The sequence below is a fragment of the Mesorhizobium sp. M0923 genome, from assembly GCF_040319365.1.
In the GTDB taxonomy this organism is placed as follows: Bacteria; Pseudomonadota; Alphaproteobacteria; order Rhizobiales; family Rhizobiaceae; genus Mesorhizobium.
The window spans coordinates 99458-114847 of record NZ_JAMYNW010000010.1 but is presented as its reverse complement, the minus strand read 5'-3'; the positions used below and the strand labels follow the sequence as shown (position 1 = coordinate 114847).

Annotated in this window: 12 protein-coding genes; 4 read left to right on the top strand and 8 right to left on the bottom strand. The window is 60.6% G+C overall.

The genetic code is table 11. The features are described from left to right. Nucleotides 1–115: 115 nt before the first annotated feature. Both NKH89_RS18710 and NKH89_RS18705 read left to right on the top strand, forming a co-directional pair. Nucleotides 116–2083, top strand: a complete 1968-nt coding sequence (locus NKH89_RS18710; protein WP_352909496.1) for a pilus assembly protein TadG-related protein — start codon at nt 116–118, stop codon at nt 2081–2083. A 122-nt stretch (nt 2084–2205) separates the two neighbouring features. After that, the gene (locus NKH89_RS18705) at nt 2206–2838 is read left to right on the top strand and encodes a LysE family translocator (RefSeq protein ID WP_023674336.1); all 633 of its coding nucleotides are present in this window, start codon (nt 2206–2208) and stop codon (nt 2836–2838) included. Between the two features lie 6 nt (nt 2839–2844). Here the strand turns inward: NKH89_RS18705 and NKH89_RS18700 are convergent, their stop codons facing one another. Both NKH89_RS18700 and NKH89_RS18695 read right to left on the bottom strand, forming a co-directional pair. Further along, complete coding sequence (locus NKH89_RS18700; protein ID WP_352588536.1) at nt 2845–3669, bottom strand: DUF2189 domain-containing protein; 825 nt, start codon at nt 3667–3669, stop codon at nt 2845–2847. 145 nt (nt 3670–3814) lie between these two features. Continuing rightward, the gene (locus tag NKH89_RS18695) at nt 3815–4519 is read right to left on the bottom strand and encodes a glutathione S-transferase family protein (RefSeq protein WP_352856448.1); all 705 of its coding nucleotides are present in this window, start codon (nt 4517–4519) and stop codon (nt 3815–3817) included. A 107-nt stretch (nt 4520–4626) separates the two neighbouring features. Here NKH89_RS18695 and NKH89_RS18690 point away from each other — a divergent pair, with 107 nt between their 5' ends. Further along, nucleotides 4627–4992 (top strand): winged helix-turn-helix transcriptional regulator, encoded by a 366-nt coding sequence (locus NKH89_RS18690; RefSeq protein WP_352849100.1) that lies wholly within the window; start codon nt 4627–4629, stop codon nt 4990–4992. 483 nt (nt 4993–5475) lie between these two features. Here NKH89_RS18690 and NKH89_RS18685 read toward each other — a convergent pair whose 3' ends face one another. The 5 genes from NKH89_RS18685 to NKH89_RS18665 all read right to left on the bottom strand — a co-directional run bounded on the left by NKH89_RS18685 (nt 5476) and on the right by NKH89_RS18665 (nt 11796). After that, a complete protein-coding gene (locus NKH89_RS18685; protein ID WP_084642425.1) occupies nt 5476–6174 on the bottom strand; it encodes a superoxide dismutase in 699 nt (232 codons plus the stop codon). A 113-nt stretch (nt 6175–6287) separates the two neighbouring features. Continuing rightward, on the bottom strand, nt 6288–7853 hold the full coding sequence (locus NKH89_RS18680) for an adenylate/guanylate cyclase domain-containing protein (RefSeq protein ID WP_352481731.1): 1566 nt from the start codon (nt 7851–7853) through the stop codon (nt 6288–6290). 24 nt (nt 7854–7877) lie between these two features. Next, nucleotides 7878–8249, bottom strand: a complete 372-nt coding sequence (locus tag NKH89_RS18675; protein WP_023717114.1) for a response regulator — start codon at nt 8247–8249, stop codon at nt 7878–7880. 2 nt (nt 8250–8251) lie between these two features. Continuing rightward, nucleotides 8252–11038, bottom strand: a complete 2787-nt coding sequence (locus NKH89_RS18670; protein WP_352909495.1) for an ATP-binding response regulator — start codon at nt 11036–11038, stop codon at nt 8252–8254. Continuing rightward, complete coding sequence (locus NKH89_RS18665; protein ID WP_023717112.1) at nt 11035–11796, bottom strand: Tll0287-like domain-containing protein; 762 nt, start codon at nt 11794–11796, stop codon at nt 11035–11037. Before NKH89_RS18665 ends, NKH89_RS18670 begins: the two co-directional genes overlap by 4 nt. A gap of 213 nt (nt 11797–12009) precedes the next feature. On the opposite strand from NKH89_RS18665, the gene NKH89_RS18660 reads away from it, so the two are divergent. After that, a complete protein-coding gene (locus tag NKH89_RS18660) occupies nt 12010–12528 on the top strand; it encodes a CAP domain-containing protein (protein ID WP_023717111.1) in 519 nt (172 codons plus the stop codon). Nucleotides 12529–12576: 48 nt separating this feature from the next. Here the strand turns inward: NKH89_RS18660 and NKH89_RS18655 are convergent, their stop codons facing one another. Beyond that, entirely contained in the window at nt 12577–15261 is a 2685-nt protein-coding gene (locus tag NKH89_RS18655) for an EAL domain-containing protein (protein ID WP_352909494.1), read from the bottom strand. Between the last annotated feature and the right edge of the window lie 129 nt (nt 15262–15390).

Sequence of the window (15390 nt, the reverse complement as noted above, 5' to 3'; positions counted from 1 at the left end):
ATTGCGGACGTGTGGTTAACGGGGATTGAAAAACCGTACCGACCTTGGACGTATTTTAGCAATCGGAAATTTAAAAATGCGTGGCATCGTCCGGGAAAAATAGGGCGGGGCGGGAATGCTGAAGGCAATAATCGGAAAATTCCGACACGACAGACGTGGCAACTACTCCTTAATGACTGCAATCACCATTGTGCCGCTGATGGCCGGTCTGGCGCTCAGTGTCGATTACGGGGAGTTGCTGCGCCAAAAGCACGAAACGCTGAACGCACTTGATGCGGCCGGCCTCGCCGCCGCCCAGCAGATCGTCGCCGGCGCCAGCGACGACGACGTCAAGGCCTACGCCAAGACATTTTTCGAAACCAATCTCGCACGTATCGACCCGGCGAACACAGCGCTGACCGTCACGCTGCCCAACAACAACGCCGGCGGCGGCACCTTGAAGCTCTGCGCCAGCCTCACCTTCCACCCCTATTTTCTCCCGGCCGCCAGCCTGCTGATCGGCGGCACGGCAAGCGACACGACCTTGACCGAATGTTCGGAACTCCGCCTCAAGAACACCCTCGAAGTCGCGCTTGTGCTGGATAATTCGGGCTCGATGAGCGATCTCGGCTCCGGCACCGGCGAGAAGCGAATAGACCTGCTGAAGTCGGCCGCAAAGCAGCTTGTCGATACGCTGGCGCTTCAGGCGCAGCAGATGAAGCAGATCACCAAACCGGTTCAGTTTTCGCTCGTGCCGTTTGCGGCCTCGGTCAATATCGGCCCTACCCACGACCAGGACGGCTGGATGGATCAGGACGGCATCTCCCCAATCCAGCATGAAGATTTCGACTGGACGACGATGAGCGCCGCCAACAATCCGGACAAATATGCCGAGAAGCTCAATGGCATCTGGTACAAGCGCGGCACCGGCTGGGGCGAGACCAAGGACCAGCCGCTGACGCGTTTCAGCCTCTACGCCGACATGACGGTCGAATCGGGCCGCGAAGAGGTACCCAATTCGAAGCAATATGTCTGCGACACATACAAGAAGAACGGCACCTGCCAGTACGGCCATTGGAGCGCACCGGAATATATCTATACGACGAGCCGCTATGCGAGCTGGCAAGGTTGCGTCGAGGCACGGCCATATCCCTACAATGTCGACGACACCACGCCCGACACAGCCGCGCCGGCCACGCTTTTCGTGCCGATGTTCGCCCCGGATGAGGCTGGCACTCTGTGGCTCGATTTCAACCGTGACGGCATCAACGACGTCATCAGCACGTCTTACAATTACGGCAACAACTGGTGGGCCGATTGGCCCTATGTCGCCGGTCCTACCGCTTCGCAGCGACAGTCTGACATGCGCAAATATTTCCTGGTGAAACCGTACGGTTCGCAATCCGCAGCCGCGGGTGATGGGCCGAATTCCTCCTGCACCACCAACCCGATCACGCCGTTGAAGGACGTCAGCCAGGACGCCGAGAAGCAGGAGATCAAGGATGCCATCGACGCCATGGCGCCGAACGGAAACACCAACGTACCGGAGGGACTTGCCTGGGGCTGGCGAACGGTATCGAGCAACCCACCGTTCACCGATGGCCGGCCGAACAGCGAGAGGGGCAACGACAAGGTGGTCGTGGTGCTGACCGACGGAGCCAATACCTATAGCGCCGTCAGCGACGGCAGCTACGCCAACAACAGGTCGACCTACGCCGCCTACGGCTACACTGGCCTGACCTATCCGGGATCTGGAAGCGTGACCCGCCTGTTCATGAATACCAGCACCGATATCGGCAAGACGACCTATACCGGTGCCAACTACACGGCAGCACTCGACGAGCAGATGAAAACGCTCTGCGCCAATGCAAAGAATTCGAACATTCTGGTGATGACGGTGGCGCTCGACCTGTCGCCCACAGATACTGGCGACAAGAAGGCGATCGATGCGCTGAAGGCGTGTTCCTCGGATTCGCGCTTCCGCAAGGATCCGGCCGACCCGAGCAAGCCGGCCAAGCTGTTCTGGAATGCGACGGGCGCGACGCTGTCCGACAATTTCAAGGAAATCGCCAACGAATTGTCGAACCTGCGCATCGTCGGCTGAAGGCGATGGGATTGGCGACGTAAAGGCAGAGGGGCGCAGCGCGCTGGCGCAAAGGCTCCTGCCCTCATGCCCTTGCGGGTGGGGGAAGCATGTGGTGAGTGTCCCCATCCGGAGATACGCTCTTGCCTGAACCCGCCAACCATCTCGCCTTCGCGCTGGTCTGCCTCGGCATGGTGCTGACGCCCGGCCCGAACATGATCTATCTGATTTCGCGCTCGCTGTCGCAAGGGCCGAAGGCCGGGCTGATCTCGCTGGGGGGCGTGGCGCTCGGTTTTTTATTCTACGTGCTGTCAGCGGCGTTCGGCATCACCGCGCTGCTGCTCGCCGTGCCCTTCGCCTATGACGTGCTGCGCCTTGCCGGCGCGCTCTATCTGCTGTGGCTTGCCTGGCAAGCGGTGAAGCCGGGCGGGCGCTCGCCCTTCCAGATCCGCGAACTGCCTAAGGACAGGCCGCGCAAGCTGTTCGCCATGGGCCTGATGACCAACCTGCTCAACCCGAAGGTGGCAGTGCTCTATCTGTCGCTGCTGCCGCAGTTCATCAGCCCCGGCAAGGGCCACGTGCTGTCGCAGCTTCTGGTGCTCGGTGCCACGCAGGTCGCCATCAGCCTGACCGTCAACGCCATCATCGCGGTGACGGCCGGCTCGATCGCCATCTTCCTCGCCGGGCGGCCGCTATGGCTGGTGATCCAGCGCTGGATGATGGGCACGGTGCTGACCGCGCTGGCCGTCAAGATGGCAACCGATGCGCAACGCTGATCGGGCCTACATCGGCCGTCTGACCTGCTGTGCCCGCTCCGGTTCGACCACCCTGCGGTAGAGATGCCAGGTCGCGTGGCCAAGGACGGGCATGACGACGGCAAGCCCGGCAAATAGCGGGATCGAGCCGATGACCAGGAGCACGGCGACCATTAGGCCCCACAGCGCCATCTGCAGCGGGTTTGTCATAACTGCGCGCGCCGACGTCTCGACTGCCGAGACCGCGCCGACATCGCGGTCGAGCAGCAGCGGAAAGGCGACGACAGTCGTCGCCAGCACGATCGCGGCGAAGGCGAACCCGGCCAGGTTGCCGAGCAGGATCAGTGTCCAGCCCTTGCTGGTCGTCAGCACCTCGCGAACAAAGCCGACGATAGAGGTCGGAGGCTGATTGCCGTACAGGCTGGTGTAGATCGATTGCGCGGTGAACAGCCAGAGCAGGAACAGTACCAGCAGCATGATGCCGATGACCGCAATCGCGGGCAGCGCCGGCGAGTGGCGCACGTCGAGCGCATGCCACCAGGATGTATCCATGCCGAACTCGCGCCGACGGCTGATTTCGTAAAGGCCGATAGCGGCGAACGGACCGACCAAAGCGAAGCCGGACATCAGCGGATAGATGAGCTGGATGGCATTCGAGCCCGACGTCCACTGCGTCAGGATCAGGCCGACCACCGGATAGATCAGGCACAGGAACACATAATGCGACGGCTTGGCCCAGAAATCCTCTACGCCGAGACGGAGCGCATCGATCAGATCCTCGGTGCTGATGCGGCGCACCGTGGGCTGTACATGCATTCCACGCGCGTCCGCCATGACATGAAAGCCAGCCATAACCTTTCTCCCGTGTGTCGGGGCGGTCACCGCCAGGATGGCCGCCCGCAGCTGCCACTTCAAGAACGGCGATATGATAGCCGATCTCGGCGCGCTTGTCGCCACCACCCGGCGCCAGGGCGCGCCGGGCGGCTGAACGAACAGATTAGGCCGCGAAGCGATCGATCACCTCGGCCAGCCGCACGTGACCGAGGCAAGCGCCTGACCCGGCCGGCTTTTCACCATCCTCGATGGCCTGCGCAAATCGCACGTCCGGATCGCTTTCGATCCGGCGGCGCAACGCCGCCAGCTTGGGATAAGCTGCGCCGTCGACCGCCTTGTGGAACTCCGCCCAGCGCGCCACGCCGATCAGCGTGGTATCGGCAAGCGTCAGCCGGTCGCCGACCAGGAAATCCGTGTCGAGGATCATCGCCTCGAGCTGGTCATGGCGGTTGGTAACGACCTTGCGGCCAAAGTCACGCAAGGTTGCCAGCAGCACCGGCTCGGCCGATTCCATTTCATATGCGGCCCAGAGCGGGGTGAAAGCGGCGGTGAAGCCGGTGTTCACGAAAGCCATCAGCTGGTGCATCCGGTCGGCTTCCGGCGAGCGAGGCTCAAAGCTGATACGACGTTGCGTATCGCGGGCTTCGAGCCAAGCGGCAATCGCCATGGTCTCGGTGAGCACCCTGCCTTCGTCGGTGATCAACACCGGCGTTTCCTGACGGCCGTTGATGCTGGCATAGGCGTCGTTCTTCATTTCAGTGAGCATGTCGACTCGACTCAGGCGGTAGGGCTGTCCGACGCGTTCAAATGCAGCGACGAGCCCCATCGAACTTCCCAGCGGGAAGCCATAAAGGAGGATAGGTTCCATTTCTTTGTCTCTTCCATAATTTAGGGATTACGCTGCGCAGCGAAACTTGACCCTAAACGCTGGTCGCCCCATGTAAATTACGCACTATTCTGTAACCAGGTCCCCCCATGAAAGATGTCGTCTCACGCTGCCCGATCGAAGAGACCATGCGTGTGCTCAGCGGTCGCTGGCCCACCTTGCTGCTCTACTATCTCAAGGACGGCACCAAGCGCTTCAGCGATCTGAGGCGTGACAACCCGACCGTGTCGCACCGCATTCTGGCTCTCGAACTGCGCAAGCTGGAGGACGCCGGGATTGTGCGGCGAACGGCGCATGCCGGCTATCCGCTACGCGTGGATTACGACCTCACGACGCCCGGTCTCAAGCTTGTGCCGCTCATCGAGGCCTTGGGCAGATGGTGGGAACATACCGAGGACGACCGGGTCGGCCAGGCTCCACCGATGCCGGAAACGAGGCTAGACACAGCGGCCTAGCCGATCGTGAAAATCTGACGCTTGCTATCCGAGGCTGGACAACCGCTTTGGATAGGATCCGGCCGAATATCGGAATGCACGGACAGCGCCAGAAGCTGTCATTGCCGAGCAGATACTCTAACGTCGCGTTTGGGCCGGAAGCGGAGATCCGCTTTCGGGATGATTGGGCCAAAAAGCTGACCTTCGCGTCCAGCATAGCGTGGGCTGGTTTGCGCCACTTGCGGACCTTTGCCAATGATGCCGCGAAGGTCGCGTCTCGGACCCGTTGCTGCCCTTCGGTCACAGCTTGGGGCATATCAAAGGTGTGAACACGACAGACAAGCCAGTCGCGGAAATTGGCAACCGGGATGTCTGAACCGAAGGCGCTACCCCAGCCGGCGAACCGCTCGGTATTCGCGCGAGACGCTGAAAAAAACAGCTGTGACCACGAACGCGGCCGGCTGCTGCGGCTGAAGGGACGAGGCGTCGCGATCTGCGGCCCCCTCAGCCGGTCGACTTCTTGAAGTTGGCGAGGGCCTTGTCCCAGTTCACCACGCGCCACCATTCCTTGAGGTAGTCGGCGCGGCGGTTCTGATACTTGAGATAATAGGCGTGTTCCCAGACGTCGACGCCAATCACCGGACGCGCCCCTAGCTCGAGCGGCGTGTCCTGGTTGGCTGTGCTGACGATGTCGAGCTTCTTGTCCTTGTTCACGACAAGCCATACCCAGCCGGAGCCAAAGCGGCCAAGGCCAACCGCCGTGAGCTTTTCGGTCAGGCCCGCATAGCTGCCGAAGGTGCTGCTTATGGCGGCGTTGAGGTCGCCACCGGGCTGGTTGGGGCCCCCGGGAGTCATCAGCTCCCAGAAGTGAGTGTGATTCCAATGTCCCCCAAGATTGTTGCGCACGCCTTCCGGGACCTTGCCCAGATCTGCCAGAATAGCCTCCATCGGCGTGCTGGCGAGCTCGGGCCAAAGCGGCACGAGTTGATTGCAGGCATTCACATAAGCGGCGTGATGGCGGTCGTGATGGATCATCATCGTGGTCGCGTCGATGTGCGGCTCTAATGCGTTGTTCGCGTAGCCGAGCGGTGGGAGCTTGAAGGGTTGGGTCTCCTGCGCAAAGGCCGCGGCGCCCAACAGGGTTGTGTTGGCTGCCGCGGCCGATGCTCCTGCGAGAAATAGAAGACTCTGACGCCTGTTCATGGTGTAGCTCCGGGTGAAAGTGGAACGCCAATGCTGCATGCTGTTCGTTTACGAGGTGTCGCGACTCCAAGCATCGCTTCGCGAAATTCCCTGAGGGTTAGCCATTGTTCCGATCAGTGTTGAACGAGATAGGTTTCAATCCTGCCGACACCTGCCAGTTCTACATTACAGCGCGGTTCGAGCTTCCAGGAGGTGTGCAGGGCCTGCTTGGTTGCCTCCGAAATCTGCATGCGGTCGGCCACGCCCTGGGACTCGAGCCGGCTTGCAATATTCACGGTTTCGCCCCAGACGTCGTAGACGAACCGATGCCGGCCGATCAGGCCCGCGATCACCGGTCCCGTGTGCACGCCAATGCGGATCCGAAAACCATCGTTGCCCCACGCTAAGGGCTTCAACGCGTCCAGCATGGATTTCCCCAGTGCCACGATCCTGTCGGCATGGTCAGCTGCCGGTTCCGGAACACCGCCCGCAGCCATATAGGCGTCTCCGATGGTCTTGATTTTCTCCACGGCATGCTTCTCCGCCAAGACGTCGAACGTGCTGAATAGCCCGTCGAGGCGTTTGATCAGGTCCGACGGCGGCAACCTTGCCGCTATGCTCGAGAAACCGACAATATCGGCAAAAAGAATGGTCACTTCATCGAACCGGTCGGCAATGAACTCTTCGCCCCGTTGCAGCCGTGCCACGATCTGACCGGGCAGGATCGCATGGAGAAGCGAGTCAGCCCGCCGCTTCTCCGCCTCGATCCGCTGAAGATACTGGTGCTCGCGGTCGAGCCAACGTTTCTTCTCCAAACTCGAGTTGATCCGGGCGCGCAGCAGGACCGGATTGAAAGGTTTAGGCAAGTAGTCGTCGGCCCCCGCCTCGATGCAGCGGACCACCGCGTCCACTTCGTCCAACCCCGATATCATGATGACAGGGATATGCCGCCATCGGCGCTCCGCTTTCAATCGCGAGAGCACCTCGATGCCGTTCATGTCCGGCATTAGGACGTCCAGCAGAACCAGGTCGAACTCGTGTTCCGCGAGGTGAGTCAGCGCCGACGGACCGGACTCGGCAGTGACTACCTGATGACCGTCACGTTGCAAGCGGCGCGAGAGGAGACCGCGGTTGCTGGTGATGTCATCGACGACAAGTATGCGGCCACCGTGACCGGAGCTTGCGTCGTGCTCTGCCTTGATCAGTGCCCGTTCGAGCCCTGCCACATCGATCTCAGCCTGATCCGTGGTCCGCGGTTCCTCGCTGTCGGGTGCGCGCGAGAGGCCGGCAATCGCATCGACATGCGCCAGCAACTCAGCCGCCGCGGCGAGCATCACCCTGACATCCTCTTCCAGCGCGTATTCGTGCAATTCTTCGGCTTCTTCACGAATCATTTCGGAATAGCCAATGATGGCGTTGAGCGGCGTTCGCAAGTCGTGGCGCAGTTTCGCCTCGATCTCGACCCCTGCCCGGTTCTGATTGTCCGCTTTGCCGTGGATCAAGCTGTCGATCAGGCTACTCAATTCGCAAGCAGCGGCGCCAACCTTCTCTAGATCCGGTCTCATGTGGGCCAGACCGAGGTCCTGCACCTGCTCGGTTAGCAACTCCTGAAATCCTGAGATTGCCCGCGCCGGTCCGGCGAGCTGTTGCGCCAGATGGACGGCGATCGCATGGCGTTGGAACTTGTTCTTAGCAGGCATATTTTCAAACCGTCGGTCCGCGCCTCATCGATTCGCGGCAAGCAATTGTTCAATTTTCTGGACAAGTCGCGACAGGTCCACCGGCTTGCTATCGTAGTCATCGCAGCCTGCCTCGAGTGCCATTTCGCGATCGTTGGCCATCGCGTGCGCAGAAAGCGCAATGATCGGGATCCCGGAGGTGGCCGGATCAGCCTTGATCCGCCGGGTCGCCTCCCACCCGTCCATGACCGGCAAGCTCATATCCATGAGGATGAGATCGGGCCTTTCCGAAACGGTGAGTTCCACGCCCGACTGTCCGTTTTCCGCAATGAGGACTTCGAACCCACGCCGTGACAACCGCCGCAAAAGCATGTCGCGGTTCAATTCGTTGTCTTCTACCAGAAGGATCCTCGTCATCTTTAGCTTCCTTCAGCAATGGGGGCGGTTCCGCGATCGGCAATGCTGGCACCTGTCGACCCAAGTGGGAAGATCTGGCGCTCGAGGGCCTCGACCAACTGAGACCGACTATTTGCGCCCTTGATTACAACCGCGACCGCCCTGTCGCGAAGCCACTTGAGCTCGTCCGCCGATAAATCCTTGGAAGTCACGACGACGACCGGAATGTTCTGAAGCTCGGGCACCTGCTGCATCTCGTTCAGGGTCTGGAACCCGTCCATTTCGGGCATCAGCAGATCAAGCAGGACCAGACGCGGTAACAACCGCTTCATCAGCTTGAGGCCGCGCAGGCCATCGCTTGCCTCGTGAACCCGCCAATCCTTCTTGATCAGGATACGCCGAAGGAAGTCGCGGGAGGCTTGATCGTCGTCAATAACAAGCACATCGCGGTTGCCGCCGCCGCAAGCCTCTATTGTTCGTATAAGCTTCTGGGTGTCGATCGGCTTCGTGAGGTATTCGACCGCACCGAGTGAGAGGCCGAGTTCGCGATCTGCAAGTATCGTCGCAAGGATTACCGGAATCTCGCAGAGCTCCTTATCGCCCTTCAGTGAGCGCAGCACTGACCAGCCGTCCTGATGCGGCATGATGATGTCGAGAACGATTGCGGCCGGGCGATGCGCTCGCGCCGCGGCTATGCCTTCCTCGCCGCTTGCTGCTTCGATTGATGCCAGTCCCGCCTCAGCCAAGGACCTGGCGATGAGAGTTCGGGCGGCTGGTTCGTCATCTATGATCAGAACCGCCTGCTCCGAGGGCCTCGACGACAGCGGCTCGGCGGGTTTCTGCTCGCCAGGTTCTTCGTCGCACTCGGCTGGAATCTCCATTGTGAAAGTCGAGCCTTTTCCGAACTCGCTTTTAACGGTTACAACGCCTCCGATCATGCGGCAGAAACTCCGGGTTATGCTGAGGCCCAATCCCGTCCCGCCGTAGTTGCGAGTGGTGGAGGCGTCTGCCTGCGTAAAAGCATCAAAGAGCCGTTCTTGCTGCTTTGGCGTCATCCCGATCCCGGTGTCGGACACTGTGAATATCAGCCAGTCGCCGTCCGATCTCCTCTCGCGTCGAATCGCCAGTGTTACACGGCCCCCCTCGGTGAACTTGGCTGCGTTACTGAGGAGATTGAAGAGGTTCTGACGCAACTTCGTCTGGTCCGAATGCATCTTCCCGAGGTCGCCCGCGAGGTCCATAACGAAACTGTTTCGGTTTTTCGCCATCAGTGGCGCGACTGTGGCCTGGACATCGCGCAACAAGTCGGCGACGTCGAAAGTCTCGAGGAAATTTGCCATCTTATTTGCCTCGATCTTCGACAGATCGAGGATGTCGTTGATGAGCGCGAGGAGATGGCGACCGGCCCCGGCGATCTTTTCCACATCTGGCACGAACTCATTCATTTGCTGGTCGCTCGCCTCTTCGATCAGCATCTCGCTGTAGCCAATGATCGCGTTCAGTGGAGTGCGCAGCTCGTGGCTCATGGACGCGAGGAAGCTGCTCTTGGCCTCATTTGCCGCTTCAGCATGACTCTTGGCCCGCTCGAGTTCGACCTCTCTCTGCTTCAGTTCCGTGATGTCGGTGTAAACGGCGACGGTCCCGCCGTCAGGGGTCTTTCGTTTGCTGACGCGGACCCAGCGTTCTCCGAAGCGACCCTCGTGGACGAAGCCTGCCGGATCCTTCTGGATGCGCAGCCTCTTCGCAATCCATTCCTCCGGCGACGCGCCCTCAAGGTCGACGTGCCCGCTCGCCAAGCGTCTTTTCAGAATATCCTGAAGGCTTTGCCCCGGCAGAGTAGCTCGGTCATTGTCGGGAAAGATTTCGCAGTATTTGCTGTTGGCAAGAAGGACCTTGTCCTCCGAATCGAACAGGACAAATCCGTCAGAAATCGCCTCGAGTGCCGCTCCGATCGTCCGTCTTTGCCGCTCCGCCTCATCCTCCAGTCGTTGCTTGGCAATTGCGCTCGCCCGGAAAAGCCGAAGCGTCCGCGCCATCGCGCCGAGCTCGTCCCCTCCCTCTGCCTGTATTTCGACGTCGTAGCGTCCTTCCGTCAGATTTCCGATTACCCGGTTCAGCCGCCGCAACGGTCCGACGATCGAGCGAAGAACAAGGATGGTGAGAAGTGACCCGATCATCACCACGATGGCCACCAGAACGGCAGCAGTAGTCGCCGTTTTCTGGGTTTCCGTTACGACCTCGTTGCGAGCGGCTTCTGCCTCGGCGCTCGCTCGGTCGACGAGTTTGTTAAGCGCAGCATCCACGTTTGCGCTGTGGGTGCGCGCCTCGGCGAGGAGAGTGTTGCCGATGATGCGGTTGTCTTGAGTATAGCTGTCTGCCGCCTCCAGCGCTGTTTTGACATAGGCATCCATCTCAACGCGGATTTCCCTGACCGCATCCGGTGATGATTTCGAAAGGCGGTCCAGATGTGCCAGTAGTCGCTCGCGCGCCTGCTCGGCATTACGCTGGGAATTCATCAACAAGCTAACCGACAGATCAGTCAGCCAGTATCGCAATTCGCCGAATGTTGCGTGCGCCGCAGCCGCAGTGGACGCGGCGTCGAAAAATGCTTTGGTCTCCGCAGTTCGATCTGCACTGCGATAAAGTGCCTGTGTGAGAAAGATTGACGATACGATAAGGCTGATAAGGCCGGCCGCTGTCAGCGCAGCTATGCGGGCCGAAATCGGTAGATGGGCAAAGGGACGCGCAAAGGGCCTCGCCGGCGCCGATACCGTTTCCACGCGGTGCGGTGATTGTTCCAAAGCGCTCATTTGAACAAGACGATGCTTATCGCGCCTCCCAGATCGCCCGCTTTGCCGCCCTCCTTTGGGTATCCTGTCACGTCGATCTCGCCCTTCGGCTCGCCGTGGCAGGAAAGACACGAGCCAGTATAGTATTCGGGCAGCAGCATTCGAAATGCAGGGCGCCCATCCGCCTCGGTGACTTCCGTGTAGGCTTCTCCCTTTGCTCTCTGCGGATCCAGCAAGACGCTTTCGATGATCCGTGCTTCCCATGCGTCCGGAAGCGATTTGCGGTTGCGCACGAGTTGCTCTGGCGCGGTCACGCGCACCCGAGCTTCGTTGCCGGCCTTGGCAGCGAACTTGTCATTCATCAGACGCGCAAACACCGCTGGCACGAAGCCTTTGAAAGCGGTTCCCGCGCGGTTGATGTTATCTTGCTGTTCGTCCACCACCTCTCGCATCGCCTCAATCTGGGCCTCAAGCAGACGCCGGTCGCGCTCGGTCAATCCGCCCGAAAGCGGGTCGTGGCCGGTGTGTTTTGAGTATGCGGCGATGGCTTCTCTCGTAATGCGCTCACCGTCGAGGTGCTTGTCGCCAAGAGCAGGATCATTGATGAGCGTCTGATAGTTCGAGATGATGCTTCGCCCCGCACGGAGCAATTCCGCGAGTCGCGTTCCCGTCACGACATCCTCGGTAACTCCCGCTCCGATGGCAGACGAGACGACGAGTGCGCAGCCGACAAGAACAGCGGCAATGAAAGTCCGGGTCAACGTTGACATGGCGGACATTTCCGTTCCCTTCAAGGACGGCCTTTAGGGTATATTAGCATAACACGATAAAAGGCGGGGACCCAGCGGCAAACTTTGCTGGTTCCGCAACGAACAGTCTGGGCGACTTGCGACCCGCGAGCTCGGCCCTTTTTGTTGCGCTGTGGGTCGGCTTGAGCGAGATTCTAATCGCCTGCCCGGCAAAAGCCATGATCACCGCTATGTCAGGCGGGCATGACCGTTGCGAGAATTGAAAATTATGAAGGCAAACCAAGCCTGAACAGGCGCATGCTGCTCAGAGCTGCCGGCCTTGGTGCCCTTGCCGGGCTCGCCGCCTGCGCAACCGCCGTGCTGCCCACCGGCGAAGGCGCCGGTGTCTCTGCTTCCGCGGCCGGCACCCTGAGCGGCATTCGGGCCTCAGCCGGTCTTGGACCGCTTGTCGCCGATCCTCGTCTCGAACAGGCGGCCTTGCAGCAGGCCGGCTACATGGCGCGCCGCGGCCGCATGAATCACACCACCGGCTGGGGCAAGGACTTTGCCTCGCGCGTCAAAGACAATGGCATTGCCGGCGCCGCCGCCGAGAACATCGCCGAAGGCCGCTTCGACCAGCAGAAGCTGTTCGATATCTGGGTGCATTCGCCAGGCCACCGCCGCAACATGCTAGACCCGCGCTTCACCCGCTTCGGCCTCGCCTATGTACGCGACGGCCGCGACAACACGCTTCGCTACTGGTGCCTTGTGCTCGGAAGATAGCACGGTTTCGCCTTTGGTCGGCGGAGTCCGTGCCGGATGATCGAGCCGTCAGTCTTTGCGGCCGCCGAGCAACTCCTCGATGTCCTGCGCACAAACCGGTCTGCTGAAATGATAGCCTTGCATTTCGTCGCAATTGTTCCTGCGCAGGAAGGCCACCTGATCATCTGTCTCAACGCCCTCGGCGATGACCCTCAGGTTGAGATTTTGCCCCAATGAAATCACCGCGGTGGCCACAGCCTGGTCGTTCTCGTCGGCGGCGAGGTCCTTGATGAAGGACTTGTCGATCTTCAGCCGCGCCACGGGAAAGGTTTTGAGTGCGCTGAGGCTGGAATAGCCTGTGCCGAAATCATCGATCGAGATCTGGACACCCAGGCTTTGCAGGGCGTTCATGGTCGCGACGGCGAGCTCGATATCCTGCATGATAAGGCTCTCGGTCACCTCCAGCTCGAGATACCTGGCCTCCAGGCCGCTGTCCTTCAGCGCGCTGACGATGCGATCGATCAGGTTGCGCTCCCTGAATTGCCGCGCCGACACATTCACGCAAACGGTCAAGGGCGGCAGCCCGGCGTCTTGCCAGGCTTTGTTCTGCCGGCACGCCTCATGCAGAACCCAGTCGCCGATCGGTACGATCAGACCTGTCTCCTCGGCGGTCGGGATGAACATCGTCGGCATTATCGTGCCAAGCGTTGGATGGTTCCAGCGTATCAGCGCCTCGACCGCAAAAATCCGACCTGACCGAAGGTCCACTTGCGGTTGGTAGAGCAGAGTGAATTCCGAACGCGCCAAGGCGTTTCGCAACTCTTCCTGAAGCACGAATTTTTCATGCGCCCGGGTATTGAACTCCGGAGCGTAAAACTGGAAATTGTCGCGGCCGAACTCCTTGGCGCGATACATGGCCGCATCGGCATTTGCCAGCAGCGTATCGGGATCAGTCCCATCCTTCGGATAGTTGGCAATGCCTATGCTGGCCGTCGCCCGCACAAGATGCGCTCCGAGCCGAACCGGTTCGGCGAGTGCCGACCTGAGCTTTTGCAAGGTCTCGGAAACGAGATCGACGTTCGCCGGCTGGTCGAAAAGCACGATGACGAATTCGTCGCCGCCAAGCCGCACGACGGTATCGGTTGCCCTCACGCAGTCGACCATGCGACTTGCGACGATCTTCAGAAGCTCGTCTCCGGCATTGTGGCCGAGCGTGTCGTTGACAAATTTGAAATTGTCCAGATCGATGAACACCACCGTCACCCAGCGATCGTATCGCTGGGCGTACAGGACCGCCTGCGAAAGCCGATCCTCGAGCAAGGCGCGATTGGGAAGCCCGGTCAGCACGTCATGATTGGCCATGAAGTGGATCCGGTCTTCAGCCTGTTTGCGTTCGATGGCGATCCCGGCGATGCGCGTGGTGAAATCGATCAGGCGGGTCTCGGCCTCGGTCGGTTCGCGCACCGTCATCGAATACATCGCAAAGACGCCAAGCACCGCGCCCTGATGCGACAGGATCGGGGTCGACCAGCACGAACGCAAACCGTGCGGCCGCGCGAGTTCGCGATAATCCTGCCAAAGCGGATCCTGCATGATGTCAGCGACAATCGCCGGCTCGTGCCGATAGACCGCCGTTCCGCAAGACCCCGCCCGAGGGCCGACCGCGGCGCCGTCGACGGCGTCGGTGTAGTCTTTCGCCAGGCTCGGCGCGGCGGCGTGGCGCAAGTGGCTGCCATCCTTGTCGAGCAGCAAGACCGAACCGAATATCCCCGCCAGTTGGGACTCGACCAGACGCATGAGCCGCTCGAGCACGTCTTCGAGGGGAGCGCTCTTTGCGATCATCTCGAGGATATGCGCCTGCCCATCGCGAAGGATTTCGGCCTGCTTGCGCGCAGTGATGTCGCGGGCAATGCCGACGAGGCCGAAAATGTTGTTTTGAACGTTGCGCAACGGCAGTTTCGTAGACAGGAACCATTTGCCGGTGCCTGACGCATCGACGACGAACTCCTCCTCGTCGATCATCGGTTGTCCGTCGCGCATCAGTTGCTGCTCGACGAAGCGAAATTTCTGCGCAAGATCCGGCGCGTGAAGGTCGAAGTCGCTCAGGCCGATCATGTCGCTCGTGCTGTCTCGACCGCTGTCGGACGCAATGGCTCGGTTGGCGACGACGAAGCGGCTTTCGGTGTCCTTCACCCACATGTAGTCAGGCACCAGGTCGATCAGCGTCTGCAAGGAGATACGCTCGTCGACAACCAAGCGGTTGGCGCTGAGCTCGCTGATGTCCTCGTGCGTGGCCACCCAGCCGCCGTCAGGCATCGGTTGATGGCAGACCTGAATTGTCCGGCCATCGGCGAGCTCGGCTGTCCAGTTCCCCGAAGCAGTGCCCGAATTGACTGCCCGGGCCAACGCCAGATAGGCGTCCGCATTCATTGCCGAGGTCCCGACAGCGACGCGCCGCTCGACGATTTCGCGCAGCGCCGCCCCCGGCTGCAATTGCTCCGGCGCAAGGCGATAGATTTCCGCATAGCGCCGGTTGCACAGGATCAGCCGTTCATCGGCGTCAAAAAAGCAGATGCCTTGCGAGATGTTCTCGATCGCGGTCTGGAACCGCAGTGCCTGGTCTTGAAGCGCTGCAATCGTGGCGCGAAGCTCGCGCTCGAGCGCCTCATATGAGGCAGTCGCCAGTTGTGCCAGCGTCGTCAAATTGGCGGATTCGGGCACTTCGGCGGTTTGCCTGGATGATTTCGTGGCCAAATACAGTTCCTCCCGCTGATGCTTGAGGCAAGCAAAGGAGGCTCGCCTTCAACCCAAAAGCGAGTGCATATTGGTCGGGATATACTAATGGCAGGTGAACCGGCTCAACGCCGACGCGACCGGCACAGG

What these genes read in the sequence shown, in the direction of transcription:
- NKH89_RS18690 (WP_352849100.1), top strand. Translation starts at nt 4,627, where the DNA reads ATGAAAGATGTCGTCTCACGCTGCCCGATCGAAGAGACCATGCGTGTG.
- NKH89_RS18665 (WP_023717112.1), bottom strand. Translation starts at nt 11,796, where the DNA reads ATGTCCGCCATGTCAACGTTGACCCGGACTTTCATTGCCGCTGTTCTT.
- NKH89_RS18685 (WP_084642425.1), bottom strand. Translation starts at nt 6,174, where the DNA reads ATGAACAGGCGTCAGAGTCTTCTATTTCTCGCAGGAGCATCGGCCGCG.
- NKH89_RS18680 (WP_352481731.1), bottom strand. Translation starts at nt 7,853, where the DNA reads ATGCCTGCTAAGAACAAGTTCCAACGCCATGCGATCGCCGTCCATCTG.
- NKH89_RS18710 (WP_352909496.1), top strand. Translation starts at nt 116, where the DNA reads ATGCTGAAGGCAATAATCGGAAAATTCCGACACGACAGACGTGGCAAC.
- NKH89_RS18695 (WP_352856448.1), bottom strand. Translation starts at nt 4,519, where the DNA reads ATGGAACCTATCCTCCTTTATGGCTTCCCGCTGGGAAGTTCGATGGGG.
- NKH89_RS18675 (WP_023717114.1), bottom strand. Translation starts at nt 8,249, where the DNA reads ATGACGAGGATCCTTCTGGTAGAAGACAACGAATTGAACCGCGACATG.
- NKH89_RS18660 (WP_023717111.1), top strand. Translation starts at nt 12,010, where the DNA reads ATGACCGTTGCGAGAATTGAAAATTATGAAGGCAAACCAAGCCTGAAC.
- NKH89_RS18670 (WP_352909495.1), bottom strand. Translation starts at nt 11,038, where the DNA reads ATGAGCGCTTTGGAACAATCACCGCACCGCGTGGAAACGGTATCGGCG.
- NKH89_RS18700 (WP_352588536.1), bottom strand. Translation starts at nt 3,669, where the DNA reads ATGGCTGGCTTTCATGTCATGGCGGACGCGCGTGGAATGCATGTACAG.